A 22,832-nucleotide genomic window follows, 5' to 3' on the forward strand; every position below is an offset into this window, starting at 1 on the left:
TCCAGGGAGTGAAGGGCGAGCCGGATCAGCCGACGGGGGCGGCGGTGCCGGCGAGGTCCATCAGGTGGTCGACGAGGGCGAGCAGGAGGTCCCGTCCGAAGGCCCGTTCGCGGACGTCGCCGATCAGCATCGGCACCTGCGGGTCGAGGTCGAGCGCGGCCCGGATCTCGTCGGGGGTGCGGGTGTTGTGGCCGTGGAAGCAGTTGATCGCGACCACGAACGGGATGCCCCGGCTCTCGAAGAAGTCGATGGAGGCGAAACTGGTGTCCAGCCGCCGGGTGTCGGCGATGACGATGCCGCCGAGGGCGCCGTTGACCAGGTCGTTCCACATGAACCAGAAGCGCTCCTGGCCGGGGGTGCCGAACAGGTAGACGACGAGTTCCGGGCTGACGGTGATCCGCCCGAAGTCGAGCGCGACGGTCGTGGTGTCCTTCTGGTCGACGCCGGCCAGGTCGTCGACGCCGACGCTGGCCTTGGTCAGGTACTCCTCGGTGCGCAGCGGGGCGACCTCGCTGACCGTGCCGACGAGGGTGGTCTTGCCGACGCCGAAGCCGCCCGCGATGAGGATCTTGACGGCGGCGGGGGCCGCGGGGTGGGGTGTTGCCATGGTCACAGTCTCCGGAGTCCTTCGCGTACGGCCGTGAGCAGGCCGAGGTCCGCGCCGCCGGCGGCCCGGGCCACCGAGAGCGGCGCACGGGCCCGCAGCAGGCCCTGGGCGATCAGGTCGCCGAGCAGGATCTTGGTGACCGACACCGGGAGGTCCAGGCCGGCCGCCACCTCGGCGACCGCGGCCGGGCGGCGGCAGCGGTCGAGGATCGCCCGGTGTTCGGGCTGGAGGGCGCGGACGCCGCCGCGGCTGCGCGCGAGGGCCCGGGCGGCCTCCTCCTCGTCGGTGGTGAGCACCGTGATCAGGGTGAGGTCGTCGCGTTCGGGCGCGGTGCGGCCGCGGGTGATGGTGTACGGGCGCACCATCGTCCCGGCGGCGAAGTCGTCGTCCTCGTCGTCGAGTTCGCTCCAGTGCGGGCCCACCCGCGTCAGCCCCGTCCGGTGGCGCCGGGCCGGCGGGCGGCGAAGGCGTCGAAGGAGCCGGGGGCGGCCTCGCCGCGGACGGGGGTGCCGAGCTTCTGGCCGACCTGCTGCACCAGGGTGTGCATGGCCACCGACATCACCTCGGCGTCGACCTCCTGGGAGGCGACGACGGCGAGGTGGGTGCCCTGGGCGGCGGCGATGACGAACAGCCAGCACTCGGCGAGCTCGACGATCACCTGGTGGACCGGCCCGCCGTCGAAGAGCTGGCCGACGCCGCGGGCCAGGCTCTGCTGGCCGGTGGCGACGGCGGCCAGGCGCTCGGCGTCGGCGCGCTCGATGCTGCGGGAGTGGCTGACGACCAGGCCGTCGTCGGAGAGCAGGACGGCGTTCCTGGTCCCGGGGACCGAGTCGACGAGTCCGTCCAGCAGCCAGTCGATGTCCTGGTGGGTGGCGATCGTGCGGTTCATGACTGGTCATCCGTTCGTGTCGTTCGGGGGTCCGCGGCCGGCAGCGCCCAGGGGGAGGGCTCCGGTGCGTGCGTCGGGGAGCCGGCCGGGGCGGTGGGGGGAACCGGCGGGGTGGCGGTCCGGGGGAGGGGGGTCTCGCCGCTGTCCTGGGAGCCGCCCTGGAGGCCCTGCGCGCGGGCGGCGCGGGACTGGCGCTGGAAGGCGCCGATGGTGGCGCCGGAGCGGCGCACCGGGCGCTGGAACGGGCCGCCGGCGGGCTGCCCGTCCGCCACGGGGGCGGCCGGGGCGGGCCGCTGGGGCTCCGTCTGCTCGCCGGGCGGCGGCGGGACGCGCAGCTCGGCCGCGAGGCTGGCCTGGCGGATGCGCTGCGGCAGCGGCGGCTGGTGGCCGGCGGCGGGGCTGAGCGGCACGGCGGAGGCGTACTCGCGGCGGCGGCGCCGCTCGGCCAGCCGGTAGTGGTCGGCCGGGCGGTACTGCTCGTCGGCGTACGGGGCCTCGGCGTCCGTCACCAGGGCGTAGGCGATGTCCGGGTAGGCGGGGGCGTCGTGGGCCTCGTGGGCGGGCGCGTCGTGCGAGGGCGCCTGGTCGAGGGCCGTGTCCGGGGCCGGGGAGCTGTGCTCGATCGGCTGGTCGGCGTGCTGTGCGCTGCGCCGGCCGGGGTGGTGAGCGGCGCGCGGGTCGGCGTGCGGGTCGGCGTGCTGATCGGCGTACGGGTCGGGAGACGGGCCGCCCTGCGGCGCGGCGAGTGGTGCGGCGTCGGGCACGACGAGTGGTGCGGCGTGCCGGCCTGCGGGCTCGAACGCCCCGGCCGCTGCCCCGGCCGCTGCCCCGGTGGCCGGCTCGGCGTGCCCGGCGTACTCGATGTGCCCGGAGGACCTGGAGGACCCGGCGGGTCCGGCCAGGGCGTGACCCCCGCCGGCCACCCCGAAGGAGTCCGCCGGGGAGAGCGCGTGGACCGGCCGCGCCTCGGGCGCCTCGTTGGACGCCGTCATCAGCGCCTTGCGCGAGCGCCGCACGAGCGGGATCGGCCCGGCGGCCGCGGCCGGCGCGTGGGCGGCGTCGGGCAGCCCGGCGTCGCCGTCGATGACGAGCTCGGAGGGCACGAGGACGACCACCCGGGTGCCGCCGAACGCGGAGGGGCGGAACTCGACCTTCAGGCCGGTGTTGGCGGCCAGCCGGGCGACGACGTGGAAGCCGAGGCGGATGTCGTCGCCGCGCTCCAGGACGTCGATGCGGGCGGGCGGGCGGAGCATCAGCGCGTTGGCCGCGTCGTACTGCTCCGGGTCCATGCCGAGGCCGCGGTCCTCGATCTCCACCGCGAGCCCGCGCCCGACCATGGCGGCCCTGACCTCGACCGGCGTCGGCGGCTTGGAGAAGGTGGTGGCGTTCTCCATCAGCTCGGCGAGCACGTGGGCGACCGGCCCGACGGCCCGCTCGGAGAGCCAGGGGTGACCCTCGACGTCCAGCATGATCCGCCGGTAGTCCTGCACCTCGCCCTGCGCGGCGCGCAGCACGTCCAGCAGCGGGACGGGCTTGCGCCAGCGCCGCTGCGGCTGGCCGCCGGCCATGATGACGAGGTTCTCCTCGTAGCGGCGCAGGCGCGCGGTGAGGTGGTCGAGGTCGAACAGGCCCTCCAGGACCTCCGGGTCCTCGTGCTTGCGCTCCAGCTCGTCCAGGCGCCGCAGCTGGCGGCCGATCAGCAGCTGGGTGCGGCGGGCGATGCGCTGGAGCAGCCGCTCGAAGCCGCGGTGCTGCTCGGCCTGCCGCACGGCGGTCTCCAGGGCGGAGGTGCGGGCGGCGTTGAGCGCCTGGCCGAGGGTGGCGAGTTCGTCGGTGCCGCCGCCGCGCAGGGTCCCGGCGGCGGCCGTGATCGCGCGGCTCTCGGCCTCGACGTCGACCTGTTCGCCGCGCCCGAGGCGCTCCACGACCTCGGGCAGGGTGCGCTCCAGCGCCTCGGCCTGGGTCTGGAGTTCCTTGATCCGGCGGCGCAGCGAGCGGCTGAGGCGCCAGCTCGCGATGCCGATCCCGACGACGGCGACCAGGCCGACGACGGCGGTCAGCACGACGGTGGTCAGGAGCGAGACGATGGAGTCCAGGCCGACCTTGACCACGCCGTCGGTGCGGGTCTCGATCGCCTTGACGAGCTGCGGGTTGACCTGGTCGACGGCCTGGCGCCACTGGTCCTGCATCGGCGGCAGCTTGACCGTGGCGCCGCCCGGCTCGGCGGCCGTCGGCCTGGTCAGCGCCTGCTCGACGGCCGTCTTGGCCTGCCAGGACGGGCTGTTCATCAGGTCGTGCCAGGCCGGGGCCTCCGCGGCGGGGACGTACGGCGCGATCTGGACGGCGAACAGGTGGTCCTGCGCCCCGATCGCCTCCTGCACCTGCTGGTACTCGGCGACGCCGAGCCGCCCGGAGGGCCAGCCGCGGGCCAGGATCGCGTCCTCGCGGGCGAGCATCTCCTTGGCCCAGAAGGCGTTGACGAGGGTCTTGGAGATCCAGGTGATCTCGCCGGTGTCGACGTGGCTGAGCGCGGTGAACAGCCGCAGGTCCACGGCGATCAGGTCGGTGTAGTAGGCGTACAGCGACTGCTGGTCGATGGTGGCGCGGTCGACGGCGGCCCGCTGCTCGCCGAGCCGGCCGAGCGCCTGGCGGGCCTCGGCGACGGCGGTGCGCACCTCGGCGGGGGCCTCGTCGGCGGTCTCGCCGGAGAGCGCCTGGAACTGGCGCACCGCGTCGTCCGTCAGTTGCCGCTGCCTGCGCAGCTGGTCGGCGTTGGCGCCGGGCCGGGCGAGCGCCTCGGCGCTGAGCCGGCGCTCCTCCTGGAGGTTGTAGTAGACGATGTTGGACGGCTGGCCGGCCTTCTGGGCGAGCATGCCCTGGGCGGCCTGCCGCTGGAAGGAGGAGAGCGTCTCGCCGCTGGTGACCGCCCAGAGCAGGGCGAGGGCGATGCTGGGGACGACGGCCAGGACGAGCAGCGCCGTCCGCAGGGACAGGCGCGGACGCCTGCGGGGGGCCTTCGGCGTCGGGGGCCGCCGATTCGCACGCGCGCGCAGAGCTGACTCCTTAGGGCGGGCTTTTTGACGAAGCGATACTAGTCATACCGTGTTATTGGAGTGAAAGCCCGTTCGCCGTCTGGACGGTGCTCATGCACCGCTTCGACACAATGTCATCTCCCCGTTGACCGTTCGTCAGCGAACGACACCTGTTCGGAGCCGTGCGGCTCAGTGTCATGTACGTGGCTGCCCGGAAGGTGGCGCCCGCGTGAAGAGTGTGTGACGTCCATCGCGGACATGCCATCAGGTCCCGAGCAGCCGCGCCCGCGTGGCCTCCAGCTCCTCCGCGAGCACCCGTCCGGCCTCCTCGGCGTCCGCGCGGTGCAGCGCCCCGACGAGGCCGGCGTGGGCGTCGTGGCCGTGGTCCGGGTCCCCGGCGCGCAGCCCCAGCAGTCCGACGAGCGCGACCAGGTGCTCCCGCAGGACCGGGACGAACTGGGCGAACAGGTCGTCCAGCACCGGGTTGTGAGCCGCCGCCACGACGGCGGTGTGCAGCGCGATGTCCGCGTCGACGAAGGCCCCGTCGTCCGCCGCGCCGGCCGCGAGTCGTGCCGCGAGCGCGGTGTCGACGGCGGCCAGGTCGGCGTCCGTCCGCCGGGTCGCCGCCAGCCGGGCCGCCTGCACCTCGACCATCGTGCGGACCTCGTAGACGTGCGCGAGCTCCGCCCGGCGCAGCCGGGTCGCCCAGTCCCCGGCCGGCCGGTCCGCGGTCACGAAGACGCCCGCGCCCTGGCGGCTCTGCACGAGGCCGGCCCCCGCCAGCGCGCGCAGGGCCTCGCGGACGGTCGAGCGGCCGACGCCGAGCTCCTTCGCCAGCGCGACCTCGCCGGGCAGCTTGCCGCCGACCGGCCAGTGTCCGGAGGTGATCTGCTCCTCGATCCGCGCGGCGGCCTGTTCGGCCAGGGGGGAGGGGCGCAGGGGGCCGATCGGGGACATCGCGTTCACCTGTCAGGTTGTCTGAGGAGTTGTGGTGTGGCTAGTCTACCGGCCATGCAGCAGCGGCGTCTCCTCCTCGGCGGCCGCAGCGGGGTCTGACCGGACCGGCACCCCGCTGCGGGGCGCCGTCCTGCCGGTCACCGGTACTCACCGAAGGACCCCGCATGCCCGTCCCGACCCCGCGCACGCCCACTTCTCACGCGACGCCGCCTCACGCGACGCCCTCCCATGCAACGCCCCGTCACGCGGCGCCCAGTCACGCAACGCCCCGTCACACGACGACCCTGCGCGCCCCGGCCGGTCCCGTCCCGGCCGGCGCCCCCGCCTGGAACCCCCAGCGCGGCGGCACGATGCCCTCCCACCGCTACCGTCCCGCCCACGAGCGGGTCCACGTGCCCGCGTTGCTGCGGCGCTGGCCCGGGCAGCGGATCGAGCGGGCCCCGCTGTGGGTGCCCGTCGACCTGCGCGACGGCAACCAGGCACTCGCCGAGCCGATGGACCCGGCGCGCAAGCTGCGGATGTTCGACCTGTTCCTGGCCATGGGCTTCAAGGAGATCGAGGTCGGCTACCCCTCCGCCAGCCGGGCCGACTTCGACTTCGTGCGCCAACTCGCCACCGTGCCGGGGGCGGTGCCGGAGGACGTCACGATCGTCGTCTTCACCGCCGCCCGCGCCGACCTCATCGACCGCACCTTCGAGGCCGTCGAGGGCCTGCCGCGGGTGGTTGTCCACCTCTACACCGCGACCGCCCCGGTCTGGCGGGACGTCGTCCTCGGCCGGGGCCGGGAGGAGGTGCGCGAGCTGATCGTCGGGGCCGCCGAGCACATGGCCCGGCGGGCCGAGGGGCGCGAGGGCGTGCGCTTCCAGTTCTCGCCCGAGGTGTTCAACCTGACCGAGCCGGACTACGTCCTGGAGGTGTGCAACGGCCTCACCGCGCTGTGGGACGCGAGCCCCGACCGCCCGGTGGTCCACAACCTGCCCGCGACCGTCGAGATCGCCACCCCCAACGTCTACGCCGACCAGATCGAGTACCTGCACCGCCACCTGGAGCGGCGAGAGTCGGTCGTCCTCTCCGTCCACCCGCACAACGACCGCGGCACGGGCGTCGCGTGCGCCGAACTCGCCGTCCTGGCCGGGGCGCAGCGCGTCGAGGGCTGCCTGTTCGGCAACGGCGAGCGCACCGGCAACGTCGACCTGGTGACGCTCGCGCTGAACCTGCACACCCAGGGCGTCGACCCGATGCTCGACCTCTCCGACATCGACGCCGTCCGGCGCACCGTCGAGCACTGCAACCGGCTGCCGGTGCCCGAGCGGCACCCGTACGCCGGGGACCTCGTCCACACCGCCTTCTCCGGCACCCACCAGGACGCCATCAGGAAGGGCCTCGCCCACCACGCCAAGGTGGCCGCCGGGTTGGGCGTGCCGGAGCGGGAGGCGCCGTGGGACGTGCCCTACCTGCCGATCGACCCGGCGGACCTCGGGCGCGACTACGAGGCGGTGATCCGGGTCAACAGCCAGTCCGGCAAGGGCGGGATCGCCTACCTCCTGCAGACCGGGCACGGGCTGGAGCTGCCCCGGCGGCTCCAGATCGAGTTCTCGCGCGTCGTGCAGGAGGCGACGGACGACAGCGGGCGCGAGGTGACGGGGGAGGAGCTGTACGCGCTGTTCCGCACCGAGTACCTGGACGCGGCGCCGCCGTGGGCGTGGACGGTCACCGGCGACCGGGCCGAGGTCGACGGCCGGTCGGGTACGGGCTCCGGCCCGCTGGACGCGGTGGCCGACGCGCTGGGCGTGGAGATCCTGCACTTCAGCGAACACGCCGTCGGGTCGGGCCCGGACGCGGTCGCCTACGTGGAGGCCCGGGTGGGCGACGAGGTGCGCTGGGGCGCCGGGCGCGACGCGTCGGTCCTGACGGCAGGCGTGCGGGCGGTGCTCAGCGCCGTCGGCCGCGCGAGGCTTGTGGAGCCGGGCGCGCGCGGCTGATCGTGCGGGGCTGATCATGCGGGGCTGATCGTGCGGGGATGAGCCCCCATGGATGAGCAGGCAGGGGGACGAGCAGGCAGGGGGATGAGCGCGCGGGGCGATGAGCGTGCGGGAGTGGGAAGTCGGCCGCACCGACTTCCCACTCCCGCTGCGGAGGCACGGGCGGGTTACTGGAAGGTCCGGAGCACGAGCCCGTCCCGCCCGCACAGGACGACCTTCGACGGGGCCCGCTTGCCGGCGGCGACGAAGTGCTCCCTGATCCGGCCGGCCGTGTCGCGCAGCCCGTTCTCGGTGGCCTCCGAGATGGGACCATGCGTCTGCCAGTGCATCGTCAGTTCCCACTGGCGGCCCCGGCCGCCGCCGCGCGGCGCGGTCGGCTCGGCGTCGAGGCCCAGCCGGCCGAGCAGTTCGAGGATCGCGTTCATGTCGGTGCCGTCGATGTGGGCGAAGTCCTCTTCCACCAATATCGCATCCATGTCCGACCCTCTACCCGCCGCGGACCGGACGACGCCGGCGCCGGGGCGTGTCCTTCGGCTCACGCCGGGAAGCCCGCCGTCACTTCAGGAAGCCGAGCTCGCGGTTCGGGAGCTCGGCGCCGTCGCGGCCGAACTCCCGCCAGGTCTCGGCCCGGGTACCGGCCTTGCGGGGCACCGCGACCCAGCGGATCGGCGAGTCCGCGACGGTGACCAGCGGCGGCTCCGTGGTCGTGCCGTCCGCCCAGGTCACCGCGACCCTGGCGACGTCGGGGGCGACCGAGACCACCGCCACGTCCGCCGGTGCCGCGGTGTCGTCCTTGCCCCAGTGGCCGAGGCTGGTGCCGGTGAGCGCCTCGCCTCCGGGGGGCGGGGCCTGGGTGGCGGAGCGCGTGGTGAACTCCTGGTCGTGCGGCAGCCGGACGCCGCCGAGCGTGAAGTAGAGGTTCACGACGTCGTCGTGGGGCTGCCAGTACTGCCGGACGTACGCCTCCGTCGGCTCCGGCACCTCGGGGTCGACCGCGCGCCGCTCCGCGGCGATGGCCTGCGCCTGCCGGAACGCCTCCTCCTTCGGCGCGAGCGTCCACAGCGCCGCCCACACCTTCCACTCCTTGCCGTTGGCGGTGCCCTCCGCGAGCACGACGCGGAGGGGGCTCAGGGGATCCCGCGCCGCCGTCGACACGGAGGGCGTGGAGCCGGACGTCGCCGCGGGTGTCGGTGCGGACAGCGGTGCGCCGCCGGCCGCGCCGATCGTCGTGCCGCCCGCCGTCCGCCCGCCCAGGCCCGCGAACGCGCCGCCGCCCAGGACCACCACCGCGGTCAGCGCGACCGCGCCCACGACCGCCCGGCGGCGGCGCCGGATGCGGCGCCCGCCCGCCACGATCCGGTCCACCGGCACCGGGCCGACCGCGGCCCCGGCCGCCGCGTCGGCCAGTTCGAGTCCGACCCACAGGTCCTGCTCGTCGCCGCCGTTGCCCTCAAAGCCCTCGTTGCCGGTCATGCCTGGCCTCCGTTGTGCGTCATGTCGGTGAGTTCCCTCAGCGCCGCGGTCTGCCGCAGCTTCGCTATCCCCTTCGCCGCGTGGCTGCGCACGGCTCCCGTCGAGCAGCCCATCGCCGCGGCGGCCTGGCTGTCGCTCAGGTCCTCCCAGTGCCGCAGCACCACGGCCTCCCGCTGCCGGGGCGGCAGCGTGGCCAGGGCGGTCAGCAGCGCCGAGCGCTGGTCGGAGCGGCGGTAGCCGTCCTCCGTGCCGGGCGCGTCCGGCACGGCGTCGACCAGCAGCTCGGGCGGCCGGCGCCGGTGGTGGCGGGCGTGCCGGTTGACCAGGATCCGGCGGACGTAGGCGTACGCGTCGTCGGCGCGGCGCACCCTGTGCCAGGACGCGCAGGCCTGCTCGGCGGCGGACTGCACCAGGTCCTCGGCGGCGTACTGCTCGCCGGCCAGCAGGTAGGCCGTCCGCAGCAGCCGTGGCCAGGCCGCGACGATGAAGGCCCGGAACCCGTCGTCCCGGTCGTTCTTCGGTTCTCCCATGAGCACCTCCTCACCCTCCCGGAGCCCACCCGGGGGCGGAACCGCTTACCCGGGACGGCGGGCGTTTTCGGGCCGCCGGTTAGCGGTGCAGGGTGTCCGAATTGCCGGTCAGGAGTTGATTCGGGTGGAATTCATCGGCCTGGCCACCTTCTCCGTCGCGGCAGCCATGAGTAAAACTTCGCAAAGAATGGACGTCTTCAGGGGGGCCTTCGACCTGCAGATTCAACAGATTGTTGCAGCTCAGGGGCGGGTTGATCACCAATTGTCATTCGCCCGTAACCTGGTGTGTGCGAGCATGTCGGCGATCCGCAGGAGTACGGTTCCGACGGAATCGCGAGTCGTTCGTAAGGGCACGTCGAACAGCTTCGCGGGGAACTTCGCCTTGCGGTGGAAAGCCGTAGCGGGAATTGGTGCGACGAATGGCTCAGGAAAAGGACGAACCGGCGGCTCCGGCGGCCACTCGCCCGATATCCCTCAGGCTGGGGATCGAAGTCCTGCGCGGAATCGCCCAGGTGGATTTCCTGCCGTCGGCCGTGTGCGGCCTCCTCTTCGTGGCCGCACTCTTCGCCGCCGGCTGGCAGTACGGCGTCTACGGCCTGCTCGGCAGCGTCGTCGGCACCGGCACCGCGTACGGATTGCAGCTGGCACCCGCGGCCGTGGGAGCGGGGCTGCACGGGTACAACGGCTGCCTCGTGGCCCTGAGCTGCGCGGTCTTCCTCGACCCCGGACACCCGGCGACCCTCGTCGTCGCGGTGCTCGGCGCCGTCGTCTCCGTCGTCCTCACCGCAGGCCTCACCACCCTGCTCGCCGCCCGGCGGCTGCCCGTGCTCACCGAGCCGTTCTGCCTCGTCGCCACCGCGACCACGGCGGCGGCGCCGGGCTTCCGTCAGCTGTGGCACGGCGCCCCCACCCCGGCCGCCCTGCCCCTGCCCGCCACCGGCCCCACCGGGCCGACCTGGGACCAGCTGTGGCACGGCTTCTTCGCCAACATCGGCCAGATCTTCTTCATGTCCCAGTGGTACGTCGGCCTGCTGTTCCTCGCCGGGCTCCTCGCGGCCAGCCGCCTCGCCGCCCTCACGGCCTGCGCGGGCAGCGCCACCTCGCTGGTCACCGCCTGGGCCCTCGGCGCCCCGGCCGAAGCCGTCGGCGAGGGGCTGCTGGGCTACAACGGCGTGCTGGTGGCGATGGCCCTCTGCGGGGTGTTCGTCGCCCCCGGAGCGTGGAGCGCGGCCTACGCGCTGCTCGGCGCGGTCGCCGCGACCGTGCTGACCCCGGCGATCGACGCCGTCGCCGCACCCTTCGGCAGCCATGCCTTCACATGGCCGTTCGTCGTTACCACAGTGCTGTTCCTCGCGGCGGTGCCGGCCGTTCCGTGGCTGCGCCGAATCTGAGGGTCCGTCCCATTCCCCGAACTCCCCCGCGTTTCTTCGAAGCCTCTTCGAAATGCCGGAAAGGAAGCGTGATCCCCGTGAACCTGTCCCCGCGCGAGATGGACAAGCTGTACATCTACGTCGTGGCCGATCTGGCCCGCAAACGCCGCGACCGCGGCGTGAAGCTGAATTACAGCGAGGCCTGCGCACTGATCAGCGAGGCCATCATGGAGGGCGCCCGGGACGGACGCACCGTCGCCGAGTGCATGGAGATCGGCAAGCAGGTCATCGGCAGCGCCGACGTCATGCCCGGCGTGCGCGAGATGCTCCCGCTGCTCCAGGTCGAGGCCGCCTTCCTCGACGGCACCAAGCTCGTCTCCTGCCACGACCCGGTCGGTGCCTGAGTGACCGCCGACCGCCGGGCCGCCACCGTGGTGCTGGCCGGCGGCCACGAGAGCGGCCACGCCCGCGACCTCGCCCCCCTGGTGGAGCGCGGGCCCGCGATCCACGCGGCGGCCGCCCCGGGACGCGACCTCGCCGCGGCCGTCCGCTCGGCGCTCGCCGCCACCGGCGGACCGGTGTGCGTCGTCCCCATGACGCTCGGCCGCGACCCGAAGCTCGTCGCCGACAGCGCCCGCGCCCTGCACTGGCTCGCCGCCGGCGAGGCCCGCGGCCGGCTCGCCCTCACCGCGCCGTTCGGCGCCGCCGAACACCTCGTCGGCTGGCTGCGCGCCGCGGCCGGCACCGATCCCGACCCGGACGGCGCGATCCTGGTCACCGCGCCGGCGGCCGGACCGTTCGAGGACGCCGAGCTCTTCCGGATCGCCCGGCTCGTCCGCCAGTACGGGCACCACCGCCTGGTCGAGGTGGCCCTCGCGGGCGGCGACCCCGACCCCGCCGACGGCGCCGAACGCTGCCGCCTCCTCGGCGCCCGCACGGTCACCGCCGTCCCGGCCTCCTTCGGGCGGGCGGTCGCGCCGCCGGCACCGGCCGGCGTCCGCGACGGCGGACCGCTGCTGCGCCCCGCCGCGATCGCGGGGGTGGTCGCGGCCCGCACGGCGGCGGCCCTGCACCTGCTCGGCCACGGCGAGGACGGCGTCGCGGCCGGACTCGACGCGGAGCACGGGCACGGCTACGCCCACAGCCACGGGCCGGGCGCGGGCCACGGTCACGGTCCTGGGCAGGGTCAAGGTCCTGGGCACAGCCACGCTTCCGCGCACAGCCACACGCACGTCCACACGCATCACTGAACGAACCCACTGAACCGAGGGAGAGGAAGGGCCAGCCATGTCTGGTGGCGCCACGTACCTGTACGGCGACGACCCGGTGGAGATCAACGCCGGCCGCGCCACGGTCACCGTCACGGTCAGCAACACGGGCGACCGGGCGATCCAGGTCGGTTCCCACTACCACTTCTTCGAGGCCAACCGCGCCCTCGACTTCGACCGCAACGCCGCCTACGGCAAGCACCTGGACATCGCGGCCGGCACCGCCGTGCGCTTCGAGCCCGGCGTCACCCAGGACGTCACGCTCGCCGAGTTCGGCGGGCACGGCCGCCTGGTCGGCTTCGCCAACCTCGTCGACGGCGGCATCAAGTCCGCCGACACGCGCGCCCGCGCCATCTGCCGGGCGATCGCGCTCGGCTTCAAGGGCACCGAACTCGACCACAAGGACGACCGCAAGGACGACCGCAAGGAAGGCACCCTCTGATGGCCATGCTCTCCCGCAAGCAGTACACCGACCTGTTCGGACCCACCGTCGGCGACCGCTTCCACCTCGCCGACACCAACCTCGTGGTCGAGGTCGAGAAGGACTTCAACCAGGGCCACTACGGCGACGAGGCCGTCTACGGCGGCGGCAAGGGCATCCGCGACGGCATGGCCCAGGACCCGGCCGCCACCTCCGTCCAGGGCGCGCTCGACCTGGTCATCACCAACGTCGTCGTCCTGGACCCGGTCCTCGGCGTCGTCAAGGGCGACATCGGCGTCAAGGACGGCTTCATCACCGCCGTCGGCAAGGCCGGCAACCCGCACACCCAGAGCGGCGTGCACCCCAAGCTCGTGATCGGCCCCGGTACGGAGGTCATCTCCGGCGAGCACCTGATCGCCACCGCCGGCGGCATCGACACCCACATCCACTTCATCGCCCCCCAGCAGGCCCAGGAGGCGCTGAGCAACGGCATCACCACCCTCATCGGCGGCGGCACCGGCCCCTCCGACGGCACCAACGGCACCACCTGTACGCCCGGCCCGTGGAACATCGGCCGGATGTACCAGGCCGTCGAGGACCTCCCGGTCAACGTCGGCCTCCTCGGCAAGGGCAACGGCTCGCTGCCCGGAGCCCTGCGCGAACAGGTCGAGGCGGGCGTGTGCGGCCTCAAGGTGCACGAGGACTGGGGCAGCACCCCGGCCGCGATCGACACGGCGCTGCGCGTCGCCGACGAGTACGACGTCCAGGTCGCCATCCACACGGACACCCTCAACGAGGGCGGCTACTTCGAGGACACCCTCTCCGCGATCGACGGCCGCACCATCCACACCTTCCACACCGAGGGCGCCGGCGGCGGCCACGCCCCCGACATCATGCGGATCGCCGGCGAGGCCAACGTCCTGCCGTCCTCGACGAACCCGACCCTGCCCTACACCGTCAACTCCGTCGACGAGCTCCTCGACATGGTGATGGTCTGCCACCACCTCAGCCACGACATCCCCGAGGACGTCTCCTTCGCCGACTCCCGGGTGCGCGCCGAGACCATCGCCGCCGAGACCGTCCTGCACGACGAGGGCGTCATCTCGATCTTCTCCTCCGACTCGCAGGCCATGGGCCGCATCGGGGAGTCCTTCACCCGCGCCTTCCAGACCGCCCATCACTGCAAGGACCAGCGCGGCAAGCTCGCCGGCGACACCGACCGCAACGACAACTTCCGCGTCCTGCGCTACCTCGCCAAGCTCACCATCAACCCGGCCATCGCCTCCGGCACCGCCGACCACATCGGCTCCTTGGAGCCTGGCAAGCTCGCCGACATCGTGCTCTGGCCGATCAACTCCTTCGGCGCCAAGCCCAAGATGGTCATCAAGGGCGGTGTCATCAACTGGGCCCTCATGGGCGACCCCAACGCCTCCCTGCCCACTCCGCAGCCGGTCTACTACCGCCCGATGTACGGCGCGCTCGGCCGCGCCAAGCAGGCCACCCGGGTCTCCTTCATGTCCCAGGCCGCCGTCGACCTCGGCGTCCCGGCCCGGCTCGGCCTCGACAGCCGCGTCCTGCCGGTGCAGCGGTGCCGCTCGGTCGGCAAGCAGCACATGGTCCGCAACGACGCCCTGCCGAAGATCGCGGTCGACCCGGAGACCTACAAGGTCACCCTGGACGGCGAGCCCGCCACCATCGAGCCCGCGCGCGAACTCCCGCTCAACCACCTGTTCTACCTCGCATGAGCGGCCCGGTCGGCGGTGACCAGGTCGGTGGGGAGACGGGCGGCGGTGATGCGGGCGGCAGTGGCCCGAGCAGTGGTGGCCCGGGCGGCCTGGACGCCCTGCTCGTCTGCCTCCAGCTCACCGACTCCGCCTTCCCCAGCGGGTTCTACACCCTCTCCCACGGGCTGGAGGGCTACGCCCAGGCCAAGGCCGTCACCCCGGACACCATGCCGGACCTGCTCACCGACCTGCTGCGCCACTCGGTGGGCCCGGGCGACGCCACCGCGCTCGCCCTCGCCCACCGCGCCGCGACGGCCGGGGACTGGGAACTGCTCGCCGAGGTCGACGAGCGGCTGCACGCGACCAAGCTCAACCGCGAGCTGCGGCTGGCCTCCACCCGGACCGGACGCCAACTCCTGGACATCGCCCGGGAGTCGCTCGGCGGCGAACCCCTGGAGCGGTACGCCGAACTGGTCGCCGACAAGCGCGCCCCCGGCTCGCAGGCGGTCGCCGCCGGGGTCGCGTACGCCGCCGCCGGCGTCCCGGCCGAACAGGCCCTCGCCGGCGACCTGTTCGCGTTCTGCACCAGCTTCGTCGGCGCCGCGCTGCGGCTGCGGCTGACCGACCACCGCAAGGCGCAGGTCGTGCTGCGGTCGGTCGCGCCGGTGCTCCAGGACGTCATCCGGGCCGCCCTGGCGCGGGAGTTGGCCGACCTCGGCGGCTGCGTGCCGGTCGCCGACGCGATGTCCGGACGGCACGAGCGGGCCGAGGCCCGGCTGTTCATGAGCTGACCCGCCGCGGGAACGGCGCCTCGCGCGGCACCGAAACGCGAAACACGAGCAACACCGCACCAGAGGAGGAAACTTGACCGAGAACGTGCTCCGCGTAGGCATCGGCGGCCCCGTCGGCTCCGGCAAGACGGCGCTGATCGAGGCCCTCGTCCCGGTCCTGATCGCCCGCGGCCACCGCCCGGCCGTCGTCACCAACGACATCTACACCCAGGAGGACGCCCAGCACGTGCGCCGCACCCTGGCCGGCGTGCTCGACCCCGAGCGGGTCGTGGGCGTCGAGACCGGCGCCTGCCCGCACACCGCCGTCCGGGACGACCCGACGATGAACCTCGCCGCCGGCGCCGAGCTCCTGGAACGCTTCCCCGACGTCGACACCCTGCTCTACGAGTCCGGCGGCGACAACCTGACCCTGACCTTCAGCCCCGTCCTCGTCGACCTCTTCCTCTTCGTCCTGGACACCGCCGAGGGCGAGAAGATGCCCCGCAAGCGCGGACCGGGCATCACCGAGTCCGACCTCCTGGTCATCAACAAGATCGACATCGCCCAGTACGTCCGCGCGGACCTCGGTGTCATGGAGTCCGACGCCCACCGCGTCCGCGAGGGCGGACCGGTCGTGCTCACCAACTGCCTGACCGGCGAGGGACTGGAGGAGATCGCCGCCTTCCTGGAGACCTTCCGCAAGGTCTCCGCATGACGGCCGCCCCGGACATCTCGCCGGACGTGGCCGCGGATGTCGCGCCGGATGCGGCCACGGATGCGGCGCCGAACGTCGCGCCGGACGTGGCCGCGGACGTGGCGCCACCTCGGCTCGACCCCCGGCACTACGAGCCGGTCCGCGTCCCGGCCGAGGTCCGCCGGCACGCCGGGACGCCCGACACCCTCGGGGTCGGGCGCCCCGGCAAGGTCGGCCTGCTGGAACTCTCCTTCGAGAAGATCGGCGCCCGCACCGAACTCACCGGCCACTACCAGAAGTCGCCGCTGCAGATCATGCGCCCGCTCTACTTCGACCCCGCCCGCCCGGACCTCGCCGTCACCCTCCTGATGTCCACCGGCGGCGGCATCCTCCAGGCCGACCGGCTGCGCACCGACCTCCACTGCGGCGCCGACACGGCCGTGCACCTCACCACCCAGGCGGCCACCAAGGTCTACCGGATGGAGTTCGACTACGCGACGCAGCTCGTCAACCTGCACGCCGGCCCCCGCGCCTACGTCGAGTACCTGCCCGAGCCCGTCATCCCCTTCGTCGACTCCCGCCTCTACCAGCGCACCGTCCTCACCGTCGACCCCACCGCCACCGTCCTCGCCGGCGAGACCGTCCTCGCCGGGCGCCTGGCCCGCGGCGAGCGCAACGCCTACCGGGTGTTCGCCTCCGACCTCGAAGTGCGGCGCCCGGACGGCCCGCTGGTCGCCCTGGACACCGTCCGCCTGGAGCCGGGCGGCGGGGGCGTCTCGGGCCCGGCGGTGCTCGCCGGACACGACGTCATGGCCAGCCTGTACGCGATCACGCCGCTCGCCCCGGCCGCCCGGGTCGCCGACACCCTGCACGAGGCCCTCGCCGACCGCGGCCTGCTGTACGGCGTCAGCGTCCTGCCGCACGACGCCGGCGCCTGGCTGCGCCTGCTCGGCGACGACACCCGTGCCTGTGCCGCCGCGATGCGCACCGCGTGGGACGCCGTGCGCCGCCTCCTGATCGGCGCCCCGGCCCCGGACCTGCGCAAGACCTGACCGTTCAGTGGTTACAGGTACCAGTCCCCGTCTTCGGTGAGGCTCCGTTCGAGGTAGTGGCGGAGCCTGCCGGCGACCATCGAGCGGCTGTCGGTCTCGTGGTCCCAGACGAACACGTCGTGATCGCGCTCGGGTGTGCGGACGAACGCGAACTGGTCGCCGCCGCCGTTGTCCCCGAAGAACATCAGCGGCTCGAACGGCATGTAGAGCTGCCGGAAGTCCAAGGTCGTCCGGAATTCGCCGTTCTCGCGCGCGATCCGCGCGGCGTCCCACACGACGTCCAGCCCGCGGTGGACGACCCCGTCGCACTCCCGCAGCAGGTCGGCGAGGTCGGGCGGCACCCGCTGCCCGAGTGCCCGCTCGACCTCCGCCAGCGTGTCGTCGGCGGCCGGGGCGCCGAGCTCGGCGCCCGGGGCCAGTTCGAGGATCAGTTCGTGCCACATGCGGGCAAGTCTTCCAGAGCCCGCCGGACGTACCCCTTCTGCCAGGGCGTCTCGACGGCGTGCGGGCTGTAGTGCGCCCGCACGTAGGCGACGGCCTCGGCGGGCGGCACGCCGTCCAGGACGGCGATGCGGGCGAGCGCCGTGCCGGTGCGGCCGCGGCCGCCGAGGCAGGCGACCTCGACGCGTTGGGCGGCGCAGCGCCGCCACGCCTCGCCGAAGGCGGCGCGGGCGTCGGCGCGGTCGGCGGGCAGGCGGAAGTCGGGCCAGCGCACCCAGCGGGCCTCCCACGGCACGGGGGCGGGGCGGTGGCCGAGGAGGTAGAGCGCGAAGTCGGGGGCGGGGCCGGGCGGCAGCGGGCGGCTGAGGCCCCGGCCGCGCAGGAGGCGGCCGGACGGGAGCCGCAGGATGCCGGGGGCGGTCGGGTCCCACGTTGTCTCGGGCACGTCATCCCTTCGGATTTTCGCTTGTGCTGGAGTGAGGCTGGCGATTTTAATCGTCGGCAGGGTCGCTGTCCGGCCCCTTATCGAGGGAGATGTCCATGATTGCGTACGTCCCTTGTCCGGTCTCCGCCGCCACCGCCGTCGCCACCGCCTCCGCCGTCCGCTCCGGTTCCGGGGCCGGCTCCGACTCCGGCTCCAATGACACGGGCTGGAACGCCGTCCCGGGCGCGGCCCGCTGAACCGCTGAACGACTCCTGAGCGTCGGTCACGACGCGACGTACAGCCCCGCCGCCGCCGGCATCCCGGCGCGGTGGGCGAGGGCGGCGGCCTCGCCGCGCGAGGCGACGCCCAGCTTCGCCAGGATGTTGGCGACGTGGAACTTCACCGTCGACTCGCTGATGTGCAGCTCCCGGGCGATCTCGCGGTTGCGCCGGCCGCGCGCCACCTGGTCCAGGACCTCCAGCTCGCGCGGCTGAAGGCCGTCCAGCGGATCCCCGGCGAGAGCCGGTCCGGGCGCCACGAGCGGCAGGTCCACCGTCACCGTGCTGCCCCAGCCGGGCACGGCCTCCACGGCGGCCCGGCCGCCGAGGGCGGCGATCCGGTCGGCGGTGCGGTGCACGGCGAGGGCGTCGGCGGCGAGCAGGCCGGGCCCGTCGTCCCGCACCACCGCCCGCAGCACGTCACCGGTGAACGTCCAGCTCACGTGCAGCCGCGTCACCCCGTCCTGGTCGAGCATGGTGAGGACGGTCGCCCGGACGGCGTCGCGGGCGGTGTGCGCGGTGTCCGCCGGGACGGACCGGGCGGACTCCGCCGGGGGCACCAGGTCCAGCCGGACCCGGCCGTGCCGCAGCAGCGGGCGGAGCTCCTCCGCCAGCCGGGCGAACGCGGTGTCGGCCGGCTCCTCGCTGAGCGTCCGGTCGAGTTCGGCGCCCGCGCGCAGGTCCAGCAGCGCCGTCACGGCCAGTTCGGCGGCGCTGCGGCGCGCGGTCGCGTCGTCCAGGGCGGGCGAGCGCAGCGGCCCGAGGATCGCGGTGAGCGCGGCGCTGTGCATGCCGGTGAACTCGGCGATCGCGCGGGCCCGGGCGTTCGCCGAGGCCCGGGACGTCGCCGCGTGCTTGGGGCCCGCGTCGGTGGCGCGGTGGTGCGAGTGCGTCACGAGCAGCTCCCACAGCTGCTGGAGGACGGCCAGCGCGCCGTCGGGCACCGGCTCGGCGCTCGCGCGGACCAGCACCAGCAGGGCGGCGCCGCCGGCGTCGGGCGCCTTGCCGGTGCCGGGCGCGTTGCCGGTGTCCGGCGTGCTGCCTGTTTCCGGTGCGCTCCCGGTGCCCGGCGTCGCCGAGGCCACCACGACGGGCCGGGTGCGGCCCGCGAGCAGGGCCTCGCCCTGCCACGGCCGGCCCTGCGCGGTCGCGTCGGCGGTGGCCTCGGCGAGCCGGGCCAGCTCCAGGCTGACGACCTCCCCGGCGACCTCCGGCAGGCCGAGCGCGTTCGCGGGGGAGTACGTGCAGATGCCGCTGAGCTGGGCGACCGCCACGTGCGGCACGAGCGTGCCGAGCACCTCGGAGAGGCGGACCAGCAACGTCGGCCGGGGCGCGCGCAGCACCTCGACGGCCCGCGCGAGCGCGTCCTCCGGACGTCCCCACATGCTCTGCCAGTCCACGTCCGCGCTCAGTCCGGTCATGCCGTCCAGCCTAGCCCCGGGGGCGGCCGGCCGACCTGGCCATTGGGAGGGGTGGAACCGTCCGAAAGGACGGCCGGGAGAAGCCGGCCGGGCGCCGAGGATGGAGCCGTACCAGAACACGGGGTCCACGAACTCCTCGACACGGCAAGGACTTTCCCATGACCAAGGCGATCGCTTTCTCCGAGTACGGCGGCGCGGACGTGCTGCGCCCCATCGACCTCGACCTGCCCGCCCCGGGTGCCGGCGAGGTCCTGGTCGAGGTCCGCGCGGCGGGCGTCAACCCGCTGGACCACAAGATCCGGGCCGGCCTGATGGCGGACGTCTTCCCCGTCGCCCATCCCTTCGTCGCCGGCTTCGAACTGTCCGGCGTGGTCCGGGCCGTCGGTGCGGACGTCACCGCGTGGGCGACCGGTGACGAGGTGTTCGGCGCGGTGATGGGCGGCGCGCACGCCGAGCACGTGATCGTGCCCGCCGCCCAGCTGGCCCGCAAGCCCGCCACGCTGGGCTGGGAGGAGGCCGCGGCGATCCCGGTCGCGGCGGAGACCGCCGAGCGGGCGCTGGCCATCCTCGACGTCCGGCCCGGCGAGACGCTGCTGGTGCACGGCGCGGCCGGCGGGGTCGGCACCGTGCTGCTGCAGTTCGCCCGGGCGCGCGGGATCACGGTCGTCGGCACCGCGAGCGAGGCCAACCACGCCCACCTGCGCGAGCTGGGCGCCATCCCGGTGGCGTACGGCGACGGGCTGGCCGAGCGCGTGCGGGCCGTTGCACCGGGCGGCGTGGACAAGGTGCTGGACGCGGCCGGGGTCGGCGGGGTTTTGCCGCTCTCGATCGAACTGGCGGGCGGCGCCGACTGGGTGCTGACGATCGCCGACTTCGTGGGCGCCGCGGAGCACGGGGTGCGCTTCACCGGCGGTGCCGAGGGCGTCGAGCCCTACTACGGCCGCGCGTTCGAGGCCGCGCTCGCGCTGCACGCGGCGGGGGACCTGCGGCTGCCGCTGCACCGGGTGCTCCCGCTCGCCGAGGCGGCGGAGGCGCACCGGGTGAGCGAGCACGGGCACCTGCGGGGGAAGATCGTGCTCACGGTGTGAGGGGCGAACGGATGACAGCTGACAACTTTCAGATAACAGATTTTGAAATCTGTTATCTGAAAGTTGTTCGCCGTTCGCCGTTCGCCGTTCGCTGTTGCCGTCCGCTGACCGCCGACGCCGCCGCGAGCCGTTCGCTGTTCGCGGAGCAGGCCAATCCGGCGCCATCCACGCCGTCCTGACCGTTCGTCGATAGAGTCCGGCGTCATGGTGACTGCGAATGCAACAGGTGGCGGGGTCGGACGGCTCGCGGGCAGGTCCTGCGTGGTGACGGGCGCGGCGAGCGGCATCGGCCGGGCCGTCGCCGAACGCTTCGCCCGCGAGGGTGCGGCGGTGATCGCGACCGACGTCGACGCCGTCGGTCTGGCCCGCCTCGCCGACCAACTCCCGTACGACATCGGCACGGTGGTCGGCGACGTCGCCAGCGACGAGGACGCGCGCCGGATGATCGACGCCGCCGTCGAGCGCAACGGCCGGCTCGACGTCCTGGTCGCCAACGCCGGTGTGCTCCCGCTCATGGAGATCACCGAGGCCACCGCCGAGGACTGGGACCACGTCATGGCCATCGACGGCCGCGGCATGTTCCTCACCTGCAAGTACGCGATCGCCGCGATGACCGCCCAGGAGCGGCCCGGCGGCTCGGTCGTCTGCATCTCCTCCATCTCCGGCGAGGCCGGCCAGCGCGGCCAGGCGGTCTACGGCCCGGCCAAGTTCGTCGCCTCCGGCCTCACCAAGCACCTCGCCGTCGAGTGGGCCGACCGCGGCATCCGCGTCAACGCCGTCGCCCCCGGCACCATCACCACCGAACGCGTCGTCCGGCTGCGCGACGAGCCCGGCGGGCCCGAGTACCTCGCCGCGATCGAGAAGCTCCACCCGATGGGCCGGCTCGGCTCCCCGGCGGAGGTCGCGTCGGCCGTGCTGTTCCTGGCCTCCGACGAGGCGTCGTTCATCACGGGAGCCGTCCTGCCGGTGGACGGCGGGTACTTGGCGCAGTAGCGGTCGGCCCGGTGGCGGCGAGTTCGCCCGGCTCGCCGGAGAACACGACCTCGCCGCGGTGCAGCACGTGCACGACGGCCGCGCCCGCCAGGGTGCGGGGGAGTTCCCGCGCGCTCAGGATCACCGTGGTGTCGGCGGCGAGCAGGTGGGCGTGCAGGCGGGCGACGACGGCCGGGGCCAGGCCGCGCTCGGGCTCGTCGAGCAGCAGCACCTCGGGCTCGGTGGCCAAAGCCCGGGCGAGGGCCACGAGTTGCTGCTGCCCGCCGGAGAGCGTGCCCGCCCGGCGGGGTAGCAGCGCGGCCAGCTCGGGAAACAGGCGGAGGGCCGACTCGCTGCCCGGACCAGCGAGTTGGAGGTGCTCGGCCACCGTCAGCGACGCGAACACCGCCCGCTCCGCCGGCACCAGCGCGAGCCCCGTCCGCACCCGCCGGCGTACCGACAGTCCGGTGACGTCCCGGCCCCGCCACACGACCCGGCCCCCGGACAGCCGGACGAGCCCGGCCAGCGCGTGCAGCGCGCTCGTCCGTCCGGCGCCGTTGGGCCCCAGCAGGACGCTCACCAGCCCGGACGGGAACGCCAGGTCCACCCCGTGCAGCGCTTCGAGCGGACCGTACCGGACCCGTGCCGAGCGCAACGCGATCTCCACCGGCATCACGCCACCCCGCCCCACGCCCGGGCCACCCGCGGATCCGCCAGCACCGCCGCCGCGGGACCGGCCGCCACCACCCGGCCGTCCGCCATCGCGTAGACGGTGTCGGCGAGTTCGGCGACCAGCCCGGCGTCGTGCTCGACCAGCAGCAGTGCCATCCCGTGCCCCGCGAGTCCCCGCAACACCGCCACCAGCCTGGCCGTCTGGGCCGAATCCAGCCCCGCCGCGGGCTCGTCCAGCAGCAGCACCCGCGGCTCGCCCGCCAGCGCCCGGGCCAGCTCCACCAGGCGCAGTACCCCGGTCGGCTGCGCCCCGGCCGACTCGCCGGCCACGTCCCGCAGCCCGAACAGCGCGAGTGCCCGCTCCGTGCGCCCCGGGACGTCCGCCCGGTCGGGTCGCTGCTCGGCGCCCACACGGACGTTGTCGGTGACGGAGAGGGTGGGGAAGACGGCGATCTGCTGGAAGGTGCGGGCGAGCCCCAGCCGCACCCGTGCGTGCGCCGCGACCCGTGTGACGTCCCGTCCGCCGAGCAGCACCCGCCCGGCGTCCGGCCGGACCGTCCCGGCCAGGCAGTCGAACAGCGTGCTCTTCCCGGCCCCGTTCGGCCCGATCAGCGCGGTGATCCGCCCGGCGGGCGCGACGAGGTCGACGCCGCCGACGGCCTCGATCCCGCCGTAGCGGCGCACGATGCCGCGGGCGGTGAGGCGGGCGGTCATGGGTGCTCCGCGGCGGAGTGACAGCTGACAACTTTCAGATGACAGATTTCAAA

26 protein-coding genes are annotated in these 22,832 nt (G+C 74.1%); 13 read left to right on the forward strand and 13 right to left on the reverse strand.

Going from position 1 to position 22,832, the window contains the following annotated elements:
- Window positions 1-25: 25 nt before the first annotated feature.
- From ACFVSN_RS09515 to ACFVSN_RS09535, 5 genes are all read right to left on the reverse strand, one after another.
- Window positions 26-607 carry an ATP/GTP-binding protein gene (locus ACFVSN_RS09515; protein ID WP_380436063.1) on the reverse strand — a complete coding sequence of 194 codons (582 nt, stop codon included), beginning with the start codon at window positions 605-607 and terminating at the stop codon, window positions 26-28.
- A 2-nt stretch (window positions 608-609) separates the two neighbouring features.
- The gene (locus ACFVSN_RS09520; protein WP_380436065.1) at window positions 610-1,029 is read right to left on the reverse strand and encodes a DUF742 domain-containing protein; all 420 of its coding nucleotides are present in this window, start codon (window positions 1,027-1,029) and stop codon (window positions 610-612) included.
- A 5-nt stretch (window positions 1,030-1,034) separates the two neighbouring features.
- A complete protein-coding gene (locus ACFVSN_RS09525) occupies window positions 1,035-1,496 on the reverse strand; it encodes a roadblock/LC7 domain-containing protein (protein ID WP_380436067.1) in 462 nt (153 codons plus the stop codon).
- Complete coding sequence (locus tag ACFVSN_RS09530) at window positions 1,493-4,369, reverse strand: nitrate- and nitrite sensing domain-containing protein (protein WP_387954313.1); 2,877 nt, start codon at window positions 4,367-4,369, stop codon at window positions 1,493-1,495. The genes ACFVSN_RS09525 and ACFVSN_RS09530 overlap by 4 nt, the downstream gene beginning before the upstream one ends.
- Window positions 4,370-4,792: 423 nt before the next feature.
- Window positions 4,793-5,485: a FadR/GntR family transcriptional regulator gene (locus tag ACFVSN_RS09535; RefSeq protein ID WP_387954684.1), complete on the reverse strand. Its 693-nt coding sequence runs from the start codon at window positions 5,483-5,485 to the stop codon at window positions 4,793-4,795.
- A gap of 350 nt (window positions 5,486-5,835) precedes the next feature.
- On the opposite strand from ACFVSN_RS09535, the gene ACFVSN_RS09540 reads away from it, so the two are divergent.
- Window positions 5,836-7,467, forward strand: coding sequence for a 2-isopropylmalate synthase (locus tag ACFVSN_RS09540; protein WP_387954314.1), 1,632 nt, complete (start codon window positions 5,836-5,838; stop codon window positions 7,465-7,467).
- Between the two features lie 167 nt (window positions 7,468-7,634).
- Here the strand turns inward: ACFVSN_RS09540 and ACFVSN_RS09545 are convergent, their stop codons facing one another.
- The 3 genes from ACFVSN_RS09545 to ACFVSN_RS09555 all read right to left on the reverse strand — a co-directional run bounded on the left by ACFVSN_RS09545 (window position 7,635) and on the right by ACFVSN_RS09555 (window position 9,470).
- Window positions 7,635-7,943, reverse strand: a complete 309-nt coding sequence (locus ACFVSN_RS09545; protein ID WP_387954315.1) for a hypothetical protein — start codon at window positions 7,941-7,943, stop codon at window positions 7,635-7,637.
- 79 nt (window positions 7,944-8,022) lie between these two features.
- The gene (locus tag ACFVSN_RS09550) at window positions 8,023-8,940 is read right to left on the reverse strand and encodes a hypothetical protein (protein WP_387589396.1); all 918 of its coding nucleotides are present in this window, start codon (window positions 8,938-8,940) and stop codon (window positions 8,023-8,025) included.
- Entirely contained in the window at window positions 8,937-9,470 is a 534-nt protein-coding gene (locus tag ACFVSN_RS09555; RefSeq protein WP_387589398.1) for a SigE family RNA polymerase sigma factor, read from the reverse strand. Before ACFVSN_RS09555 ends, ACFVSN_RS09550 begins: the two co-directional genes overlap by 4 nt.
- A gap of 419 nt (window positions 9,471-9,889) precedes the next feature.
- Here ACFVSN_RS09555 and ACFVSN_RS09560 point away from each other — a divergent pair, with 419 nt between their 5' ends.
- From ACFVSN_RS09560 to ACFVSN_RS09595, 8 genes are all read left to right on the forward strand, one after another.
- Complete coding sequence (locus ACFVSN_RS09560; protein WP_387954316.1) at window positions 9,890-10,861, forward strand: urea transporter; 972 nt, start codon at window positions 9,890-9,892, stop codon at window positions 10,859-10,861.
- Window positions 10,862-10,938: 77 nt separating this feature from the next.
- On the forward strand, window positions 10,939-11,244 hold the full coding sequence (locus tag ACFVSN_RS09565) for an urease subunit gamma (protein WP_380436081.1): 306 nt from the start codon (window positions 10,939-10,941) through the stop codon (window positions 11,242-11,244).
- Complete coding sequence (locus ACFVSN_RS09570) at window positions 11,245-12,090, forward strand: cobalamin biosynthesis protein CbiX (protein WP_387954318.1); 846 nt, start codon at window positions 11,245-11,247, stop codon at window positions 12,088-12,090.
- Between the two features lie 37 nt (window positions 12,091-12,127).
- Window positions 12,128-12,550, forward strand: a complete 423-nt coding sequence (locus ACFVSN_RS09575) for an urease subunit beta (RefSeq protein ID WP_387954320.1) — start codon at window positions 12,128-12,130, stop codon at window positions 12,548-12,550.
- A complete protein-coding gene (gene ureC / locus ACFVSN_RS09580; RefSeq protein ID WP_380496177.1) occupies window positions 12,550-14,274 on the forward strand; it encodes an urease subunit alpha in 1,725 nt (574 codons plus the stop codon). The genes ACFVSN_RS09575 and ureC overlap by 1 nt, the downstream gene beginning before the upstream one ends.
- Complete coding sequence (locus tag ACFVSN_RS09585) at window positions 14,271-15,044, forward strand: urease accessory protein UreF (RefSeq protein ID WP_380436089.1); 774 nt, start codon at window positions 14,271-14,273, stop codon at window positions 15,042-15,044. Before ureC ends, ACFVSN_RS09585 begins: the two co-directional genes overlap by 4 nt.
- Before the next feature lie 73 nt (window positions 15,045-15,117).
- On the forward strand, window positions 15,118-15,738 hold the full coding sequence (ureG, locus tag ACFVSN_RS09590) for an urease accessory protein UreG (protein ID WP_380436091.1): 621 nt from the start codon (window positions 15,118-15,120) through the stop codon (window positions 15,736-15,738).
- Complete coding sequence (locus tag ACFVSN_RS09595; RefSeq protein WP_387954322.1) at window positions 15,735-16,769, forward strand: urease accessory protein UreD; 1,035 nt, start codon at window positions 15,735-15,737, stop codon at window positions 16,767-16,769. The genes ureG and ACFVSN_RS09595 overlap by 4 nt, the downstream gene beginning before the upstream one ends.
- Before the next feature lie 11 nt (window positions 16,770-16,780).
- Here the strand turns inward: ACFVSN_RS09595 and ACFVSN_RS09600 are convergent, their stop codons facing one another.
- Window positions 16,781-17,212, reverse strand: coding sequence for an SMI1/KNR4 family protein (locus ACFVSN_RS09600; RefSeq protein WP_387954323.1), 432 nt, complete (start codon window positions 17,210-17,212; stop codon window positions 16,781-16,783).
- Entirely contained in the window at window positions 17,197-17,655 is a 459-nt protein-coding gene (locus ACFVSN_RS09605; protein ID WP_387954325.1) for a protein phosphatase, read from the reverse strand. Before ACFVSN_RS09605 ends, ACFVSN_RS09600 begins: the two co-directional genes overlap by 16 nt.
- 95 nt (window positions 17,656-17,750) lie before the next feature.
- Between ACFVSN_RS09605 and ACFVSN_RS09610 the strand changes: the two genes are divergently transcribed.
- Window positions 17,751-17,891, forward strand: coding sequence for a hypothetical protein (locus tag ACFVSN_RS09610; RefSeq protein WP_387954327.1), 141 nt, complete (start codon window positions 17,751-17,753; stop codon window positions 17,889-17,891).
- A 26-nt stretch (window positions 17,892-17,917) separates the two neighbouring features.
- On the opposite strand, the gene ACFVSN_RS09615 is transcribed toward ACFVSN_RS09610, so the two are convergent.
- Window positions 17,918-19,333: a LuxR C-terminal-related transcriptional regulator gene (locus ACFVSN_RS09615; RefSeq protein ID WP_387954329.1), complete on the reverse strand. Its 1,416-nt coding sequence runs from the start codon at window positions 19,331-19,333 to the stop codon at window positions 17,918-17,920.
- Window positions 19,334-19,491: 158 nt separating this feature from the next.
- On the opposite strand from ACFVSN_RS09615, the gene ACFVSN_RS09620 reads away from it, so the two are divergent.
- The 3 genes from ACFVSN_RS09620 to ACFVSN_RS09630 are packed head-to-tail and all read left to right on the forward strand — an operon-like array spanning window position 19,492 to window position 21,414.
- Window positions 19,492-20,421, forward strand: a complete 930-nt coding sequence (locus ACFVSN_RS09620) for an NADP-dependent oxidoreductase (RefSeq protein ID WP_387954330.1) — start codon at window positions 19,492-19,494, stop codon at window positions 20,419-20,421.
- An 11-nt stretch (window positions 20,422-20,432) separates the two neighbouring features.
- The gene (locus ACFVSN_RS09625; protein ID WP_387954332.1) at window positions 20,433-20,600 is read left to right on the forward strand and encodes a hypothetical protein; all 168 of its coding nucleotides are present in this window, start codon (window positions 20,433-20,435) and stop codon (window positions 20,598-20,600) included.
- A 25-nt stretch (window positions 20,601-20,625) separates the two neighbouring features.
- Window positions 20,626-21,414 (forward strand): SDR family NAD(P)-dependent oxidoreductase, encoded by a 789-nt coding sequence (locus ACFVSN_RS09630; RefSeq protein WP_387954333.1) that lies wholly within the window; start codon window positions 20,626-20,628, stop codon window positions 21,412-21,414.
- On the opposite strand, the gene ACFVSN_RS09635 is transcribed toward ACFVSN_RS09630, so the two are convergent.
- A complete protein-coding gene (locus ACFVSN_RS09635) occupies window positions 21,368-22,066 on the reverse strand; it encodes an ABC transporter ATP-binding protein (RefSeq protein WP_387954335.1) in 699 nt (232 codons plus the stop codon). The genes ACFVSN_RS09630 and ACFVSN_RS09635 overlap by 47 nt on opposite strands.
- Window positions 22,066-22,779 (reverse strand): ABC transporter ATP-binding protein, encoded by a 714-nt coding sequence (locus ACFVSN_RS09640; RefSeq protein WP_387954337.1) that lies wholly within the window; start codon window positions 22,777-22,779, stop codon window positions 22,066-22,068. The genes ACFVSN_RS09635 and ACFVSN_RS09640 overlap by 1 nt, the downstream gene beginning before the upstream one ends.
- Window positions 22,780-22,832: the final 53 nt, after the last annotated feature.

This window comes from Kitasatospora sp. NPDC057904 (genome assembly GCF_042887925.1).
Lineage (GTDB): Bacteria > Actinomycetota > Actinomycetes > Streptomycetales > Streptomycetaceae > Kitasatospora.

Coding starts and splice junctions, on each gene's coding strand:
- ACFVSN_RS09515 (WP_380436063.1), bottom strand. CDS start 607: ATGGCAACACCCCACCCCGCGGCCCCCGCCGCCGTCAAGATCCTCATC.
- ACFVSN_RS09525 (WP_380436067.1), bottom strand. CDS start 1,496: ATGAACCGCACGATCGCCACCCACCAGGACATCGACTGGCTGCTGGAC.
- ACFVSN_RS09530 (WP_387954313.1), bottom strand. CDS start 4,369: ATGCTCGCCCAGAAGGCCGGCCAGCCGTCCAACATCGTCTACTACAAC.
- ACFVSN_RS09535 (WP_387954684.1), bottom strand. CDS start 5,485: ATGTCCCCGATCGGCCCCCTGCGCCCCTCCCCCCTGGCCGAACAGGCC.
- ACFVSN_RS09540 (WP_387954314.1), top strand. CDS start 5,836: ATGCCCTCCCACCGCTACCGTCCCGCCCACGAGCGGGTCCACGTGCCC.
- ACFVSN_RS09545 (WP_387954315.1), bottom strand. CDS start 7,943: ATGGATGCGATATTGGTGGAAGAGGACTTCGCCCACATCGACGGCACC.
- ACFVSN_RS09550 (WP_387589396.1), bottom strand. CDS start 8,940: ATGACCGGCAACGAGGGCTTTGAGGGCAACGGCGGCGACGAGCAGGAC.
- ACFVSN_RS09555 (WP_387589398.1), bottom strand. CDS start 9,470: ATGGGAGAACCGAAGAACGACCGGGACGACGGGTTCCGGGCCTTCATC.
- ACFVSN_RS09560 (WP_387954316.1), top strand. CDS start 9,890: ATGGCTCAGGAAAAGGACGAACCGGCGGCTCCGGCGGCCACTCGCCCG.
- ACFVSN_RS09575 (WP_387954320.1), top strand. CDS start 12,128: ATGTCTGGTGGCGCCACGTACCTGTACGGCGACGACCCGGTGGAGATC.
- ureC (WP_380496177.1), top strand. CDS start 12,550: ATGGCCATGCTCTCCCGCAAGCAGTACACCGACCTGTTCGGACCCACC.
- ACFVSN_RS09585 (WP_380436089.1), top strand. CDS start 14,271: ATGAGCGGCCCGGTCGGCGGTGACCAGGTCGGTGGGGAGACGGGCGGC.
- ACFVSN_RS09595 (WP_387954322.1), top strand. CDS start 15,735: ATGACGGCCGCCCCGGACATCTCGCCGGACGTGGCCGCGGATGTCGCG.
- ACFVSN_RS09600 (WP_387954323.1), bottom strand. CDS start 17,212: ATGTGGCACGAACTGATCCTCGAACTGGCCCCGGGCGCCGAGCTCGGC.
- ACFVSN_RS09610 (WP_387954327.1), top strand. CDS start 17,751: ATGATTGCGTACGTCCCTTGTCCGGTCTCCGCCGCCACCGCCGTCGCC.
- ACFVSN_RS09615 (WP_387954329.1), bottom strand. CDS start 19,333: ATGACCGGACTGAGCGCGGACGTGGACTGGCAGAGCATGTGGGGACGT.
- ACFVSN_RS09620 (WP_387954330.1), top strand. CDS start 19,492: ATGACCAAGGCGATCGCTTTCTCCGAGTACGGCGGCGCGGACGTGCTG.
- ACFVSN_RS09625 (WP_387954332.1), top strand. CDS start 20,433: ATGACAGCTGACAACTTTCAGATAACAGATTTTGAAATCTGTTATCTG.
- ACFVSN_RS09630 (WP_387954333.1), top strand. CDS start 20,626: ATGGTGACTGCGAATGCAACAGGTGGCGGGGTCGGACGGCTCGCGGGC.
- ACFVSN_RS09635 (WP_387954335.1), bottom strand. CDS start 22,066: ATGCCGGTGGAGATCGCGTTGCGCTCGGCACGGGTCCGGTACGGTCCG.
- ACFVSN_RS09640 (WP_387954337.1), bottom strand. CDS start 22,779: ATGACCGCCCGCCTCACCGCCCGCGGCATCGTGCGCCGCTACGGCGGG.